Genomic DNA, 13,054 nt, shown 5'->3' on the forward strand with positions numbered 1-13,054 from the left:
TGATCCGGCCCAAGGACCGCCGGAATTGCCGCTGAAGTTTCCCGCGGGCGCCAGAGGGCAAAAATGCTCCACGCCCAGCGTCTTACAGGAGCTACCGGTGATGAAGCTGTTTACGGGATGGGTCTTGTCTGCGGGCCTCGTTCTTGCGGCCCCGACCGCCAATGCGCAGTTGCTGGCGCCCAATCACGTCGAAAATCCGCTGGTCGTGACCGTGTCCGACTTCGACGGCCCCTATGCGGCGATGCCGCCGGAAGTGCCGGCGCCGCGCTATGGGCCAGCCTACGAACCGGGGCTGCTGCCGCCGATCGAAGTCTACGCCGTGCTGCGCGAAAACGGGTTCCTGCCGCTCGGCATCCCGCGGCAGCACGGGCTGGTCTACACGATCGCGGTCATCGAGCCCGGCGGCAGCGACGGCAGGCTGATCATCGATGCGCGCAGCGGGCGCATCATCCGATTCATTCCGGCCGACGGGATGGATGACGATTATCGAGGCGATCTGAGCGGCGCCTATGGCGCTGCCGGGCCGTTGCCGCCGGCAACCCCTGTTCGCAGCAGCGTGCCGCGGCCGCCGGCCCCCATTCCGCATGTGGCGAGCCGGACTGTGCCGAAGCCCAGGCCGAACCCGCTGACCGCGAAGCGCGCGCCGGAACCGGCCCAGCAATCAGCCGCCGTGCAGCAGAAGCCCGCGGAGACCCAGCAGGCCATTCCACCGGCTGCCGCCCCGACCGTCGGCCAGGTCAAGCCGGCTGCTCCCGCCGCGCCGACCATTCTGCCGACCCAGGAAATGCCGCAGGTGCAGGGCTTGGAGTAGCAAACGTTCCTGTCATTCCGGGGCGATGCATGAGCATCGAACCCGGAATCCATTTCGCCGCCGACACCCGTGGCCAAATGGATTCCGGGCCTGCGCCTGACGGCGCATCCCGGAATGACCGAGAAAAACAAAAACGCCCCGGTTTCCCGGGGCGTTTTGCGTTCAACCAATATCTGCCGAAGCTGCTGCCGCGATTAGGCGGCGGCCTTGGAGCCGTCGGCGACCTGCGGCGCGGCGGAGCCGGTCGTGATCGGAATGCTGCGCGGTTTCTTGGCCTCGGGAATCTCGCGAATGAGGTCGACGTGGAGCAGGCCGTTCTCAAGCGAAGCGCTCTTCACCTGTACGAAGTCGGCGAGCTGGAACGCGCGCTCAAAGGCCCGAGAGGCGATGCCGCGATAGAGAACGTTGGTATTGTCCTTGCCATTCTCGTTGGCGGTCTTCTCGCCCTTGATCGTCAGCGTGTTTTCCTTCGCGACGATGGAAAGCTCAGCCTCGGAGAAGCCGGAAACCGCAACGCTGATGCGGTAGGCGTTCTCGCCGGTGCGCTCGATGTTGTAGGGGGGATAGCCGGGACTGCCGTCCGAAGTCGCCTGATCGAGCAGGTTGAAAAAGCGGTCGAAGCCGACGGTGGAACGATAGAACGGGGTCAGATCGTAGGTACGCATGATAGTCCTCCAATGAGCGACTGATTCGATTACCCGCCCGCCATCGGGCCGGGCTTTAGTCTGTGTGCAGCCTGATGTTCCGGTTCCGAAACACTGGTAGCGGCCTGCACGAAGGTGATATGGGTGGGGCCATCAGGCGTTCAAGAGGCGGAAATATCGTCGCTTTTTGGCGCTCACGCCCTTGATTCCCGCCGTCTCTCACCTAGCGGTTCCCCTTCATGACGCTCGTCTCCATTCCAGCCAATCCGGTTCCGGAAGACGTCGTCAGCGGCACCATCAAGACGCCTGATGGCGCTGAATTGCGCTTTGCGCGATGGGCGCCGCCGCCGGGCCGCAAGGGGACAGTCTGCGTGTTCACCGGCCGCAGCGAGATGATCGAGAAATATTTCGAGACCGTGCGCGATCTGCGCGACCGCGGCTTTGCGGTGGCGATGATCGATTGGCGCGGGCAGGGCCATTCCTCGCGGCAGTTGCGCGATCCACGCAAAGGCTATGTGCGCAGCTTTGCCGATTACGAGATCGACGTCGAAACCTTCGTGCAGCAGGTGGTGCTGCCGGATTGTCCGCCGCCCTATTTTGCGCTGGCGCATTCGATGGGCGGGGCCGTGATGTTGCGCATCGCGCATGCGGGAAAACGCTGGTTCGATCGCATGGTGCTGTCGGCACCGATGATCGACCTGCCGGGACGCCGCACCTCATTTGTACCATCCGCGCTGTTGCGGATCATGCGGCTTGCCGGCCAGGGCGGACGCTACGTTCCGGGCGGCAGCGACGATCTGGTCGGGCTTTCGCCCTTCATCAACAATCCCCTCACCAGCGATCCCGTCCGCTTTGCGCGCAACGCGGCGATCCTGGAAGAAGACGCAACGCTCGGCCTCGGTGCGCCAACGGTCGCCTGGGCCGACACCGCCTTCAAGGCGATGCGTACGTTCCGCGAATATTACTATCCCTCGCAGATCCGCCAGCCGATCCTGATGCTGGCGGCGAGCAACGACACCGTGGTGTCGACGCCTGCCATCGAGGAGTTCGCCTATCACTTGCGCGCCGGCTCGCATCTCGTGATCGCCGGCTCCAAGCACGAGATCCTGCAAGAGCAGGACCGCTACCGCGCGCAGTTCTGGGCGGCGTTCGACGCCTTCGTGCCGGGCACGCCGCTGTTCGGGTAGAATATTTCCTCGATCGGCTACAAGGTCTTCAGATATTCGATCAGGGCTTCGCGCTCATTCTTGTCGAGCGCGCGGCCGACGATGCCCTTCGGATACGGTGCGGCTCCCTCGAACGAGCGGCCGCTCACGCTGTTGCCGTGGATCTCTTTTCCGTCGCGATCGGTCGCCGAGAACAGCGTCTGGCCATTCCTGCACGACGTCTCGTCGCTCTTCACGTCCAAGCCGGCATGCTCCGGGTCGAAATCACGCGCGCCCATGCAGAACTTTTTTGGACGCTCGGCGGCGGGTCGGAGCAGCCATTCGAGCGAGGCGACGGAGCCGTTGTGCAGATAGGGTGCCGTGGCGCGGTCAAACCACCGAAGCGCGGTGGCGGGGTGTTACACGACTACAGCGTGTGGCGAGGTTTGCCTGAATCCCTCAAAGTGGGTGAATGACCGGAGGGCGCTGCGCTCGGCTGCGCGCTCGTTCACGACTCGGCGGCAAGCCTTCGGGTTTCGACAAGGGTCAGGCGGGCGAGCGGTACGCCGGCTTTCAGGAGCCCCTCACGATAGTGTTGGATATCGGCCGGCTGCTTCCAATGGAAGTTCTTCAAATGTCGATCGACGGTGAAAGTCGGATAGTTGGACATCAGAACGCCGGTCGCGTCCGCCGCCTCCTTGGTCCGCCCCAGCTGAGCCAGCGCGGCGGCACGGATCGCCAGTGCCGGCATATGGTTCGGATTGATGTAGAGCTGCTCGCGCGCCCAGGACAGGGTCGCGTCGTATTGTCCCAGGAGGTAGTGGCTGAACGCGTTCAAGGCTGCCCATTGGTAACGTGGGTCGCTGTTGCCGCGCTGCGCCCCCATCGAAAACAGTTCGATGGCCTGGCGATGCTCGCCGCTCACGAGGTGAACATATCCAAGCACGCCGCGCGCGCCCATGTCGTATGGGTTGAGCGCCACGGCGCGGTTCGCCGCATCCAGGGCCGCCTCGTAGTGTCCCTCCACCGAACGCACATAGGACAGGATCTGAAAGGCGAAGGACGAGCGCGGGTCGAGCCGAACGCTGGCCTCCGCAAGGCTCACGATCGAGGTCCACAATTCGCGCGTGCGCTTGATCCAGCCAAACTGAATGCTCTGCACCTGGATGGTGGCGAGATAGGCGTGCGCGATCGAAAGCGTCGGGTCGAGCGCGATCGCTTCCTTGAATAGCGCAATGGAAGCCTCGTAATCTTCCTTGGTGTGCCGGTAATAGTGGGAAAGGCCCTTCAGGAAGCGATCCCACGCCGTGACATCGCTGGAAACGCGGGCAGGTGCGGAAGCCTCCGCGCGGAATATCTCCGTTGCGATCGCCGCGGAGAGACTGGTCGTGATCTCGTCCTGCATCGCGAACAGATCGCCCATGTCGCGGTCATAGCGGCCGGTCCACAGTTGCTCGCCGTTCTCGGGCGCGATCAGCTCGGCGGTCACGCGGATCTTGCTGCCGGCACGCCGCACCGAGCCCTGGATCAGGTAGGTCGCGTCGATCTCGCGGGCGATCAGGCGGGTGCTCACATTCTTGCCCTTGAAGGAGAATGTCGAGTTGCGGCTCAGCACCCGATAGAAGGACTGCAGCGAAAGCGCGTGGATCAGGTCTTCGGTCAATCCGTCGGAAAAATACTCGTCGCTGGAGTCGCTCAAATTGGCGAAGGGAAGCACGCCGACGATCGCGGTCCGCGACTGCCCTGGCAGGCCCGACGAATCCCGCACCTGGCGCCCAGGCGCCTCCGGGCCGCCCGGCTCCCAGGTGAAGACCTCCACGGGGTCCGCGATATTCTTGAAACGATGGCTGCCGGTGTTGACCAAGGTGGCTTTGAGGTGCCTGCCGGCTTCGTGATAGGCCTTGGCCGAGGCGGCCAAGCCGCCCGGCGGGGAAACCGTCTCGAGCCGGACGGCGATGTTGACGTCATCGCCGAACAATTCGTCCTCGTCGGCCATCACATCGCCCATGTGAATGCCCATCCGGAACTGCATGACACGGTCGGCGGGAAGCTGGTTATTGCGCTCCGCCATCAGCATCTGCATCTCGATGGCGGCCTCCAGCGCTCCGACGATGCTCGGAAATTCGAGCAGGAAGCCGTCGCCGGTGTTCTTCAGAATACGGCCGCCATGATTGAGGATGATCGGATGGATCGCGGTCCGATGGGCTTTGAAGGCGGCATGCGTGCCCGCCTCGTCGGCGCCCATCATCCGCGAGTAGCCGGCGACATCGGCGCAGACTATGGCAGCTAGCCGTCTCTCCATAACCGTATCTATGCTCCGGAATCGGCCAGTGACCGCCGCGTGCGCGGCCGACCGTTCCAACCCTTATAAAACAAGATGTACCTGGCGGAAGCCCGATCCTGAGATCATAGTAATGCAAACGTTCCGGAATTGGCAGCGGACGGCGCCGGAAATGTTAGCTGCATGATTTTTATGTCGTGGAATAATGTGGAGCTGCTGTCCTTGTTCGTTGGCCAACGTCCGCGTGAGAGATGATGACGATGCTCGGAATTCACGAACTATGGCTTTTCATCTTGTCGGGGCTGCTGCTTAACGTGACGCCGGGGCCAGACACCGCCTATATCATCGGCAGGAGCATGCAACTCGGATGGCGTGGCGGAGCGGCGGCCGCGCTCGGCATAAGCTGTGGCTGCCTTTTTCATGTCTTCGGCGCGGCGATTGGGCTTTCGGCGCTGCTGATGACGTCCTCGCTGGCCTTTACCGCCCTCAAATGGGTCGGCGCAGCCTATCTCCTGTTCACGGGCGTCCAGATGCTGTTGTCACGCCAGCGCGTGATCGCGGATGTCACCCTTCAGGGTGAGGCGCCGACGCTGCGACGGGTGTTCTGGCAGGGCGCGCTCACCAATGCGCTCAATCCGAAGGTGGCGCTGTTCTTCCTCGCCTTCCTGCCGCAGTTCGTGGCGGCTGATTCGCCACACAAGACCGCGGCCTTCCTGCTGCTCGGCGCGATCTTCGTCTTCAACGGCACGCTGTGGTGTTTCGGCGTGGCGGCCTTTGCGGCGCGGGCGGCGATGCGGATCCGCCGCTCCAGCGGCGTGATCGCCTGGATCAACCGCACGCTCGGCGGGCTGTTCGTCTATCTCGGCTTCCGGGTGGCGATGCTGGAGGCGCGCTAGAGAAATCCTCGAGGCTTAGCCGTGGATCTTCACGAGCGCGCTGGCTGCGAGGTAGAACCCGAGCAGGATCATCGCGATCAGGAACCAGCGGCGGAACGCCTCCGGCTGCAGCCGTGACCGCACCGCCTGCCCGACGAACATGCCAACGAAGGACGCCACCATCGCCACCGCCCCGGGCAGCGCGGTCGCGGCGGTCAATACACCGGCGGCGGTGAGATTGAAGGCGAGGGCGACGGTTGCGGTGGTGAAGAACAGGCCGAGCGCCTGCACTAGCTCGTCCTTCTCCATGCCGATCGCCTGCATGAATGGCATCGACGGAATCACCTGCACGCCTGTCGCCGCCGAGATCACCCCGGTCACGACGCCGACGATGCCGCCGATCCATTTCTCGTCGCGGCGGGCGACCTTGAAGCTGAAGCGGCTAAGGCCCACGACCGCATAGATGATGAGCAGGAGACCAAGAACGACGGTGCCATAGGGCGCATAAGGCCCGGTCAGCAGCCCGCTATTCAGCCAGATGCCGACCACGGTGCCGAGCATCAGCGGCCATAGCCGCTTGAGGATGTCGCGCAGATAAGAGCCGACGAAGGTCTGCCAGATGTTGGTGACGATCGCCGGCACGATCACGATCGAGATCGCCTGCGCGGGCGGCATCGTCACGGCCAGCAGTCCCATGGAAACCGTAGGCAGGCCAAGCCCCAGCGTTCCTTTGACGAAACCGGCAAGCAGGAAGGCGAAGGCGATCAGAATCAGCATCGAGTCGAACATGGGGCCACATTGACCGATCGCCGCAAGCGGCACAATCTGGAGATTACGGAGAATGCCTTCGGCTTTGCCGAAGATAGACGGAGCCCGGTATGCGTTTCGACCTGGTTGATCTGCAGCTCTTCATTGCGGTGGCGGAGACGCGCAGCATCACCAATGGCGCTTCCCGCGTTCATCTGGCACTTGCGTCCGCGAGCGAACGGATCAAGGGGCTCGAGGCTGCGCTTGGCGTCTCGCTGCTCAAGCGCGGCCGCCGCGGTGTCGAGTTGACCGCCGCCGGCGAAAGCCTGCTCGATCATGCGCGGATCGTGATCCACAATGTCGAAGCGCTGCGCGGCGACCTTGCCGCCTATGCCAGCGGCGTTAGGGCGAGCGTGCTGCTGCTCGCCAACACGTCGGGCCTGTCGGAACATCTGCCGCGGGCGCTCGCGGCCTTCCTGCGCGAGCATCCCGACATCAATATCGACGTCGAGGAGCGCGAGAGCGCCGACATCGCGGCTGCGATCGCGACCGGTGCTGCGGATCTCGGCTTCGCCGCCGAGCATGCGTTGCCCGAAAGCGTCGAGCGCTTCCTGTTCAGCGAGGATCGCCTGACGCTGGTGGCCTCGCGCCGCAGCGATCTCGCAGGCCGCCGCCAGATCGATTTCCAGGACGTGACCGGCTATGACTTCGTCGGGCTGACCGCCTCGACCGCGCTGCAGGCCCACATCGCCAAGCATGCGGCCCGGTTAGGGGCCCGTCTGCGGTTCCGGGCGCGCCTGCGCGATTTCGACGCGATCTGCCAGATGGTCGCGGCCGATGTCGGCATCGCCGTGATCCCGGAGACGGCCGCCCGGCGCTGCGCCCGGTCGATGCCGATCACGTCCATCCGGCTGCGCGACTCCTGGGCCGACCGCAAACTCACGATCTGCGCGCGCAGCTTCAAGGCATTGCCGCGCCCGGCGAAGCTGCTCGTCGACTATCTGCGCAAGGCCGCATCGTGACGGGGGGCTTGCTCAACCGTTGAGCAGCTTCATCGCCGCCTCGTGCACCCGCGGGTCGCCCGCGGCGATGATGCGGCCGCCGCTTTGCGCTGGCTTGCCTTCCCAGGTGGTGACGATGCCGCCGGCGCCGGTGACGATCGGAATCAGGCCTGCGATGTCATACGGCTTGAGCTCGGTCTCGACCACGAGATCGAGATGGCCGGCAGCCAGCATGCAGTAGGAGTAGCAGTCTCCGCCATAGCGCGTGAGCCTGGCGGCGCTCTCGATCCGTCCAAAGCATGCCCGGTCGGTGGCGTTCATCAACAGCGGACTCGTGGTGTAGGCCGTCGCCTCCTTCAGCGATGCGCAGCGCCTGACCGAAAGCCGCCGTTCGCCGGACGGGCCGGAGTAATGAGCTGAACCATTGTCGCCGGAGAACCGCTCGCCGATGTAGGGCTGATGCATCATCCCGAACACCGGCGTGCACTTGTGCAGCAGCGCGATCAGCGTGCCCCAGATCGGGAAGCCGCCGATGAACGACTTGGTGCCGTCGATCGGATCGAGCACCCAGACATATTCGGCGTCCTCGCGCTCATTGCCGAATTCCTCGCCAACGATGCCGTGCTGGGGGAAATTGGCCTTGATCAACCGCCGCATCACCGCTTCTGCTGCGCGGTCGGCTTCGGTCACCGGATCGAATTCGCTAGCGCTCTTATTGTCGACTGAGAGCGAGGTGCGGAAGAACGGCAGGATGGTTTCGCCGGCGGCGGTCGCGAGGCGGCCGATGAAGGCAGTGAAATCGATGACCGGCACGGCTGTTCCTTAAAGCGAGAAGCGAACTGGCAACTCAGTGCTACTGCCTAGCTCAATCCGGGATAATCCGCACCGACATTGAGGAGGTTTGTCGCCAGCATTTTTGAACGCGAGAGGGGCGCCGCATCCCGCTATGAGTTTTGGTACTAGGTGCAGTCACGAAATCGGGAGGCTGCGATTGAAGAACAGCATTAGCCGTTCATTTCTTGACGAAGATATTGAAAGAAAACGACAAAAATCGACTTTAGCCCTGTGTTGCGGGTCTGCAAGCCCTGCGGATAATGCATGGGAAATGAATCTAAAACCGCTTGCGTTTTGTGCGGCGCGGCCGCATATTGTTGCGGTGCGGTAGCGCCTCGCGCTATCGCTGCCCTCCTTGGGCGTTTCCTCCCTAGACTTGGGCCGCTTGTTCATTCAAGCGGCCCTTTTTTCTTTTGGGGTTCTTGCTGTCATTCCGGGGCGTCCGAAGGACGAACCTGGAATCCATCGGGCCGCAGGTATGGTAGTGAGATGGATTCCGGGTTCGCGCTCGCGCGCCCCGGAATGACGATGGATCCTACTCCGCTGCCGCCTGGAACGCACCGAGGTCGCCGAGCGGGACTTCCGCCAGCGCCTCCGCCAAGGTTGCGAAATCGGCGGCCAACTGCGCAAAGCGCGGCCCGCGCTCGCGCCGGCGTTCATCCATGTAGACCGCGCGGTTGAGCTCGAGCTGAACGGTATGCAGCCCGGTCGCCGGGTTGCCGTAGTGCTCGGTGATGAAGCCGCCGGCATAGGGCTTGTTGCGGCCGATCGAATAGCCGAGCCCGCTCATGACGTCTTCGACCACGTCGGGGAGCAGCGGCGCGCAGCTTGTGCCGTAGCGGTCGCCGATGACGATGTCGGGCCGCCGCGGCTCGTCCCGCGACACCCCGATCGACGGCATCGAGTGGCAGTCGACCACAACAACGGTTCCGAACGCCTGGTGCGCCTTGTTGATCAGCCGGCGCAGCGCCCGGTGATAGGGCTTGTAGAGCGCCTCGATCCGCGACAGCGCCTCATCGACATTGAGCCGCTCGCGATAAATCTCCTGGCCGTCGCCGACGACGCGCGGGATCGTGCCAAGCCCGCCAGCGACCCGCATCGAGCGCGTATTGGCAAAGCTCGGAAGCCGGCCCGTGAACATGCGCGGATCGAGCTCATAGGGCTCGCGGTTCACGTCGACATAGGAGCGCGGGAAATGCACCCGCACGACGGGAAAGCCACGCGCGCTCAAGCCTTCGATCAACTCGTCCATGAAGGAGTCTTCCGAGCGCCTGAGCGACGTCAGATCGATCCTGGAGGCGTTGAGGAATTCGGCCGGATAGACCGAGCCCGAATGCGGCGAGTTGAAGATGATCGGCGCCCGCCAATTGACGGGTTCGACGATCTCGAACGGAGGCGGCAATTCACCGTCAGGCCTGCTCATCGTCCGGCGCCGTCCCTTCAATTCCGCTGGGGCTTCCAGCACGATTTTGCCGGAAAAACGGAGGATTTATGTGGGGGCATTGTCGGTAATCACGACCCTTCTGCCAAGCGAAAAAAATCGTGAGCCGGGCTGGAATGTCTCTTAAGAGCGGGTAACGCCCGACGCGATTGATTCGCGCGGCGTTCCGGTCCACAACTAAGTTAAGCATCCGGTCGGCCGCGCCGGCTCATCTTTCACTCGAAATTTACCGCCTATCGGGCTTAGTGTGCGGACCGATCCTCCCAAGCCGGGATTCGACGAAATCAACGCCATGCCCAAGATCCTCCTCGCCGAAGACGACAACGATATGCGCCGCTTCCTGGTCAAGGCGCTCGAAAACGCCGGATTCCAGGTTTCCCCGCACGATAACGGTATGTCGGCCTATCAGAGGCTGCGCGAGGAGCCGTTCGAGATGCTGCTGACCGACATCGTGATGCCGGAGATGGATGGCATCGAGCTCGCCCGCCGCGCCTCGGAACTCGACCCCGACATCAAGATCATGTTCATCACCGGATTCGCCGCCGTCGCCCTGAACTCCGATTCGGAGGCGCCCAAGAACGCCAAGGTGCTGGCCAAGCCCGTGCACCTGCGCGAATTGGTCAGCGAAGTGAACAAGATGCTGGCGGCCTGATCGGCAGCCAAGATTCGCCTTCAAGCGTCCTTGCCTGCCCGCTTGGGGTCCGTTATAGGGACCCGACCCAGCCGATTTTTCGGGCGCGTAGCTCAGCGGGAGAGCACTACCTTGACATGGTAGGGGTCACAGGTTCGATCCCTGTCGCGCCCACCAGCCTTCGCTCGCGAAGCGAGAGAAGGCTGCCGCCCGAAGCCCCACGGGCGCAGGCGGGTTTGCGTCCGCGAGCTACGGCTCGGCAAGCCACTTCTTCCTTCCTTGAGGGCTACGCGTGGCGCAGCCATGCGGAGCAGGCCAGCGCGTCTTCCTGGGATAAGCCGTCGTCACACCTGCGCTGACAAGATCTCGAGCTCGCTGTGGAGATACCCTGAAGGAAACACGACGCCGCATTCGTAGCCGCGTCTCCACACGACGTGGCAGTGCGTGCTCGACTTGAAGCCGTCAAACGACATGAGGAAGTCGTTGGCAAAGAAGTGAAATGAATTCGAGTACAAACCAGCACCGCGCATGTGGAGATTCCTCACCAGGCAGGGATGAACTCCCGAAATCCCGCTAAACGAAAGCAATGCGAACTGGTTCAACTGAACACGTTCTAGGGCACGACGTTCAATCATGACCGGACGCTCCAATTGATAAAATATCCGCAATTGAAATCTGGGAACGCTGCAACTTTCCATCAGTGCGGCTGTCCTAACGCATGCGCTCGTGTTCCTATGGTTAACGGTCGACGCGAAGAAAGCGCGAGCGAGATGGCACAAACCGCACGTCCGCACGTCGCCTGACACTTTCTGCCTTCGCTCTGGCACAAAGTGCACTGACGAGCGCGCTAAGGTTGTGCTTGTTTGCGCTGCGACTCTCGCCGATTCACGGCGGGCCTCGGGAATATCGGTTTCAGGGCGCGGAACCGCGCCATGCGGGCGGTCGGAAGCCTGTTTCGGTTTCTGGCGCCAGTCCGTTTTAGCGGCATGTCACAAATCCTATATAGGGAGATGGCCATCATGCTTGGCTGAGGGGCTTGGCGCGCCTCAGGTGACCGGACTGGCCTTTTCCAGAGATGTTCGTACCGCAGTTCGATAGGTGGTCTGTCCGTGGCGTTCCGATCGCCGGCGTTCGCGGCATCGCGAAGCTCACGCCTATCCTGGCGAAAGCGCCCGCCATATGAAGATGGACGGTTCAGATGATCCGTTGCCTCCAAGGGAGACGGACCGGATAAAGGCCGCGCTCACTGCGGGAGATCCGACGGCCTGGTCCAACGCAGAAGTGGCGCGTCTCGTCATCATCCCGGCTCTGGCGGTGCTGTTGTTTGCCGGCGGCGTCTATTGGATCAAGGTACAGCACCCAGCCGCATCGTCGGTCGATCAAGGACAGACATCTACAATACAGGTGCGCCTGGTTCCTCAACGCGAGGAGACACCGATTCCAGTCGATTCGACGTCGCAGGCGACGACGGCGAATGTCGCCCATTCGAATCCTGAAGCCGATCAGCCGGATGATCAGGCGAAGGATGAGGTTGTGATCAAGTCGCCCGACCGCGCGTCCCTGCCTGTTGAAGCCAGTCCCAGCATCCCCAGCATCTCACGTCGTTCGACCGTGGCGAATGTGGTGCCGAATAATGCCCTGCTGAAGTTTCAACAAAGCCTGCTCAAGCACATCGCAAGATTTCAGCGCTATCCCGCGGCCGCCCACAATACGCTTCAAGGCACGGTCGAAACGTTCTTCTCGATCGACCGGAGAGGACGCCTCCTGGGTGTTTGGGTGAAAACAAGCTCCGGCCAGACCCTGCTCGATACCGAGGCGATCGAGACCATCAAGAGGGCGCAGCCTCTTCCATCCATCCCAGCCGAACTTCCGGATCGCCTCAACGTCCAGATTCAACTGGCCTTCGATCCATCCTGAGAACGATTGCCGTAGTCACCGGCGGTCTACGGCTGATTGCCCGGCTCGAAAGTGCAGTCGGCGCCGCCGCCGGCCTTTTGCTTGATCACCTTGGGATCGATCGTGCAGGTCAGCTTCGACAGGCCCGCGATGTTCGATCCGGCGGCGCCTTCGGCGGGGATGCCCGCCATCAGCATGGTTGCAAACAATTCGTTGGCGTCGCGGCCTTTCAGAGCGCGCTTGGCGATCTTGAAGGTGATCTCGCAGGAGCGCGACGTGATGTCGACATTGCTGGTGCGGCAGACGATGCTATCGGCGGTGACGGAGATCTTTCCGCCATAGGGAAAATTGGTGTCGCCCTTGAAGAAGGAAGCGACGGTGCGCTTGGGCGCGGCGGCGATCGGCGAGTATTGGGCGACCACGGCGGCGAGCGCCAGTGCCGCCGATCCTGAAGCGGAGGTAGCTGGAGCCGCGCTCGCGCCGCTGATCGAAAGAAAGAGAGTGAGAGCCGCCAATGGTCCAACGCGCATCGTTCCCTGCCTCCTCCGCGTGTCGTCCCCGCGAAGGCGGGGCCATGCCGCGTGATGTCTCGATAGGATTCGGTCATAGTCATCTTCGCAAAACTACTTCCTGTGGTTATGGGCCCCAGGTCAAGCCCGGGACGACGTGGAGAGAGCGGGCCCGGAGTTGTGGGGCTGGCAAAGCGAAGCGTGCCACCATTGCGAGCGGAGTCCTTGATGATGGGCAC

Annotated in this window: 14 protein-coding genes, 1 tRNA gene and 1 pseudogene; 8 read left to right on the forward strand and 8 right to left on the reverse strand. The window is 62.9% G+C overall.

Annotated features, from left to right (window positions below):
* The first annotated feature begins 100 nt into the window (after nucleotides 1-100).
* Nucleotides 101-811: a hypothetical protein gene (locus tag AC5ZG5_RS18405; RefSeq protein WP_456643248.1), complete on the forward strand. Its 711-nt coding sequence runs from the start codon at nucleotides 101-103 to the stop codon at nucleotides 809-811.
* Nucleotides 812-1,005: 194 nt separating this feature from the next.
* Here AC5ZG5_RS18405 and AC5ZG5_RS18410 read toward each other — a convergent pair whose 3' ends face one another.
* Nucleotides 1,006-1,476, reverse strand: a complete 471-nt coding sequence (locus tag AC5ZG5_RS18410) for an Hsp20 family protein (RefSeq protein WP_028162974.1) — start codon at nucleotides 1,474-1,476, stop codon at nucleotides 1,006-1,008.
* 218 nt (nucleotides 1,477-1,694) lie between these two features.
* On the opposite strand from AC5ZG5_RS18410, the gene AC5ZG5_RS18415 reads away from it, so the two are divergent.
* On the forward strand, nucleotides 1,695-2,642 hold the full coding sequence (locus AC5ZG5_RS18415; RefSeq protein ID WP_130228431.1) for an alpha/beta fold hydrolase: 948 nt from the start codon (nucleotides 1,695-1,697) through the stop codon (nucleotides 2,640-2,642).
* A gap of 17 nt (nucleotides 2,643-2,659) precedes the next feature.
* On the opposite strand, the pseudogene AC5ZG5_RS18420 reads toward AC5ZG5_RS18415, so the two are convergent.
* Both AC5ZG5_RS18420 and AC5ZG5_RS18425 read right to left on the reverse strand, forming a co-directional pair.
* A pseudogene (locus AC5ZG5_RS18420) lies at nucleotides 2,660-2,986 on the reverse strand (c-type cytochrome); the annotation flags it as partial.
* A gap of 122 nt (nucleotides 2,987-3,108) precedes the next feature.
* Nucleotides 3,109-4,902, reverse strand: coding sequence for an adenylate/guanylate cyclase domain-containing protein (locus AC5ZG5_RS18425; protein ID WP_456643247.1), 1,794 nt, complete (start codon nucleotides 4,900-4,902; stop codon nucleotides 3,109-3,111).
* Nucleotides 4,903-5,141: 239 nt separating this feature from the next.
* Here AC5ZG5_RS18425 and AC5ZG5_RS18430 point away from each other — a divergent pair, with 239 nt between their 5' ends.
* Nucleotides 5,142-5,777, forward strand: coding sequence for a LysE family translocator (locus AC5ZG5_RS18430; protein ID WP_130228441.1), 636 nt, complete (start codon nucleotides 5,142-5,144; stop codon nucleotides 5,775-5,777).
* A 15-nt stretch (nucleotides 5,778-5,792) separates the two neighbouring features.
* Here the strand turns inward: AC5ZG5_RS18430 and AC5ZG5_RS18435 are convergent, their stop codons facing one another.
* Nucleotides 5,793-6,545 carry a sulfite exporter TauE/SafE family protein gene (locus AC5ZG5_RS18435; protein WP_456643246.1) on the reverse strand — a complete coding sequence of 251 codons (753 nt, stop codon included), beginning with the start codon at nucleotides 6,543-6,545 and terminating at the stop codon, nucleotides 5,793-5,795.
* Between the two features lie 89 nt (nucleotides 6,546-6,634).
* On the opposite strand from AC5ZG5_RS18435, the gene AC5ZG5_RS18440 reads away from it, so the two are divergent.
* Nucleotides 6,635-7,525: a LysR substrate-binding domain-containing protein gene (locus AC5ZG5_RS18440; RefSeq protein ID WP_456643245.1), complete on the forward strand. Its 891-nt coding sequence runs from the start codon at nucleotides 6,635-6,637 to the stop codon at nucleotides 7,523-7,525.
* A gap of 12 nt (nucleotides 7,526-7,537) precedes the next feature.
* Here AC5ZG5_RS18440 and hisN read toward each other — a convergent pair whose 3' ends face one another.
* Entirely contained in the window at nucleotides 7,538-8,317 is a 780-nt protein-coding gene (hisN, locus tag AC5ZG5_RS18445) for a histidinol-phosphatase (RefSeq protein WP_456643244.1), read from the reverse strand.
* 178 nt (nucleotides 8,318-8,495) lie between these two features.
* Between hisN and AC5ZG5_RS18450 the strand changes: the two genes are divergently transcribed.
* Nucleotides 8,496-8,669 (forward strand): hypothetical protein, encoded by a 174-nt coding sequence (locus AC5ZG5_RS18450; protein WP_456643243.1) that lies wholly within the window; start codon nucleotides 8,496-8,498, stop codon nucleotides 8,667-8,669.
* Between the two features lie 204 nt (nucleotides 8,670-8,873).
* Here the strand turns inward: AC5ZG5_RS18450 and AC5ZG5_RS18455 are convergent, their stop codons facing one another.
* Nucleotides 8,874-9,761: an N-formylglutamate amidohydrolase gene (locus AC5ZG5_RS18455; RefSeq protein ID WP_456643242.1), complete on the reverse strand. Its 888-nt coding sequence runs from the start codon at nucleotides 9,759-9,761 to the stop codon at nucleotides 8,874-8,876.
* Between the two features lie 310 nt (nucleotides 9,762-10,071).
* Between AC5ZG5_RS18455 and cpdR the strand changes: the two genes are divergently transcribed.
* On the forward strand, nucleotides 10,072-10,431 hold the full coding sequence (cpdR, locus tag AC5ZG5_RS18460; RefSeq protein ID WP_027583737.1) for a cell cycle two-component system response regulator CpdR: 360 nt from the start codon (nucleotides 10,072-10,074) through the stop codon (nucleotides 10,429-10,431).
* An 81-nt stretch (nucleotides 10,432-10,512) separates the two neighbouring features.
* A tRNA-Val gene (locus tag AC5ZG5_RS18465) sits at nucleotides 10,513-10,587 on the forward strand.
* 167 nt (nucleotides 10,588-10,754) lie between these two features.
* On the opposite strand, the gene AC5ZG5_RS18470 is transcribed toward AC5ZG5_RS18465, so the two are convergent.
* Entirely contained in the window at nucleotides 10,755-11,045 is a 291-nt protein-coding gene (locus tag AC5ZG5_RS18470; RefSeq protein WP_051397160.1) for a hypothetical protein, read from the reverse strand.
* 544 nt (nucleotides 11,046-11,589) lie between these two features.
* On the opposite strand from AC5ZG5_RS18470, the gene AC5ZG5_RS18475 reads away from it, so the two are divergent.
* Nucleotides 11,590-12,327 (forward strand): energy transducer TonB family protein, encoded by a 738-nt coding sequence (locus tag AC5ZG5_RS18475; RefSeq protein WP_456643241.1) that lies wholly within the window; start codon nucleotides 11,590-11,592, stop codon nucleotides 12,325-12,327.
* Between the two features lie 26 nt (nucleotides 12,328-12,353).
* On the opposite strand, the gene AC5ZG5_RS18480 is transcribed toward AC5ZG5_RS18475, so the two are convergent.
* Nucleotides 12,354-12,836: a hypothetical protein gene (locus AC5ZG5_RS18480; RefSeq protein ID WP_456643240.1), complete on the reverse strand. Its 483-nt coding sequence runs from the start codon at nucleotides 12,834-12,836 to the stop codon at nucleotides 12,354-12,356.
* Nucleotides 12,837-13,054 lie beyond the last annotated feature (218 nt).

This window comes from Bradyrhizobium sp. Ses1, from assembly GCF_059512365.1.

What these genes read in the sequence shown, in the direction of transcription:
- AC5ZG5_RS18475 (WP_456643241.1), top strand. Translation starts at nt 11,590, where the DNA reads ATGAAGATGGACGGTTCAGATGATCCGTTGCCTCCAAGGGAGACGGAC.
- AC5ZG5_RS18435 (WP_456643246.1), bottom strand. Translation starts at nt 6,545, where the DNA reads ATGTTCGACTCGATGCTGATTCTGATCGCCTTCGCCTTCCTGCTTGCC.
- AC5ZG5_RS18415 (WP_130228431.1), top strand. Translation starts at nt 1,695, where the DNA reads ATGACGCTCGTCTCCATTCCAGCCAATCCGGTTCCGGAAGACGTCGTC.
- AC5ZG5_RS18405 (WP_456643248.1), top strand. Translation starts at nt 101, where the DNA reads ATGAAGCTGTTTACGGGATGGGTCTTGTCTGCGGGCCTCGTTCTTGCG.
- cpdR (WP_027583737.1), top strand. Translation starts at nt 10,072, where the DNA reads ATGCCCAAGATCCTCCTCGCCGAAGACGACAACGATATGCGCCGCTTC.
- AC5ZG5_RS18440 (WP_456643245.1), top strand. Translation starts at nt 6,635, where the DNA reads ATGCGTTTCGACCTGGTTGATCTGCAGCTCTTCATTGCGGTGGCGGAG.
- AC5ZG5_RS18410 (WP_028162974.1), bottom strand. Translation starts at nt 1,476, where the DNA reads ATGCGTACCTACGATCTGACCCCGTTCTATCGTTCCACCGTCGGCTTC.
- AC5ZG5_RS18455 (WP_456643242.1), bottom strand. Translation starts at nt 9,761, where the DNA reads ATGAGCAGGCCTGACGGTGAATTGCCGCCTCCGTTCGAGATCGTCGAA.
- AC5ZG5_RS18480 (WP_456643240.1), bottom strand. Translation starts at nt 12,836, where the DNA reads ATGCGCGTTGGACCATTGGCGGCTCTCACTCTCTTTCTTTCGATCAGC.
- AC5ZG5_RS18430 (WP_130228441.1), top strand. Translation starts at nt 5,142, where the DNA reads ATGCTCGGAATTCACGAACTATGGCTTTTCATCTTGTCGGGGCTGCTG.
- AC5ZG5_RS18425 (WP_456643247.1), bottom strand. Translation starts at nt 4,902, where the DNA reads ATGGAGAGACGGCTAGCTGCCATAGTCTGCGCCGATGTCGCCGGCTAC.
- AC5ZG5_RS18470 (WP_051397160.1), bottom strand. Translation starts at nt 11,045, where the DNA reads ATGATTGAACGTCGTGCCCTAGAACGTGTTCAGTTGAACCAGTTCGCA.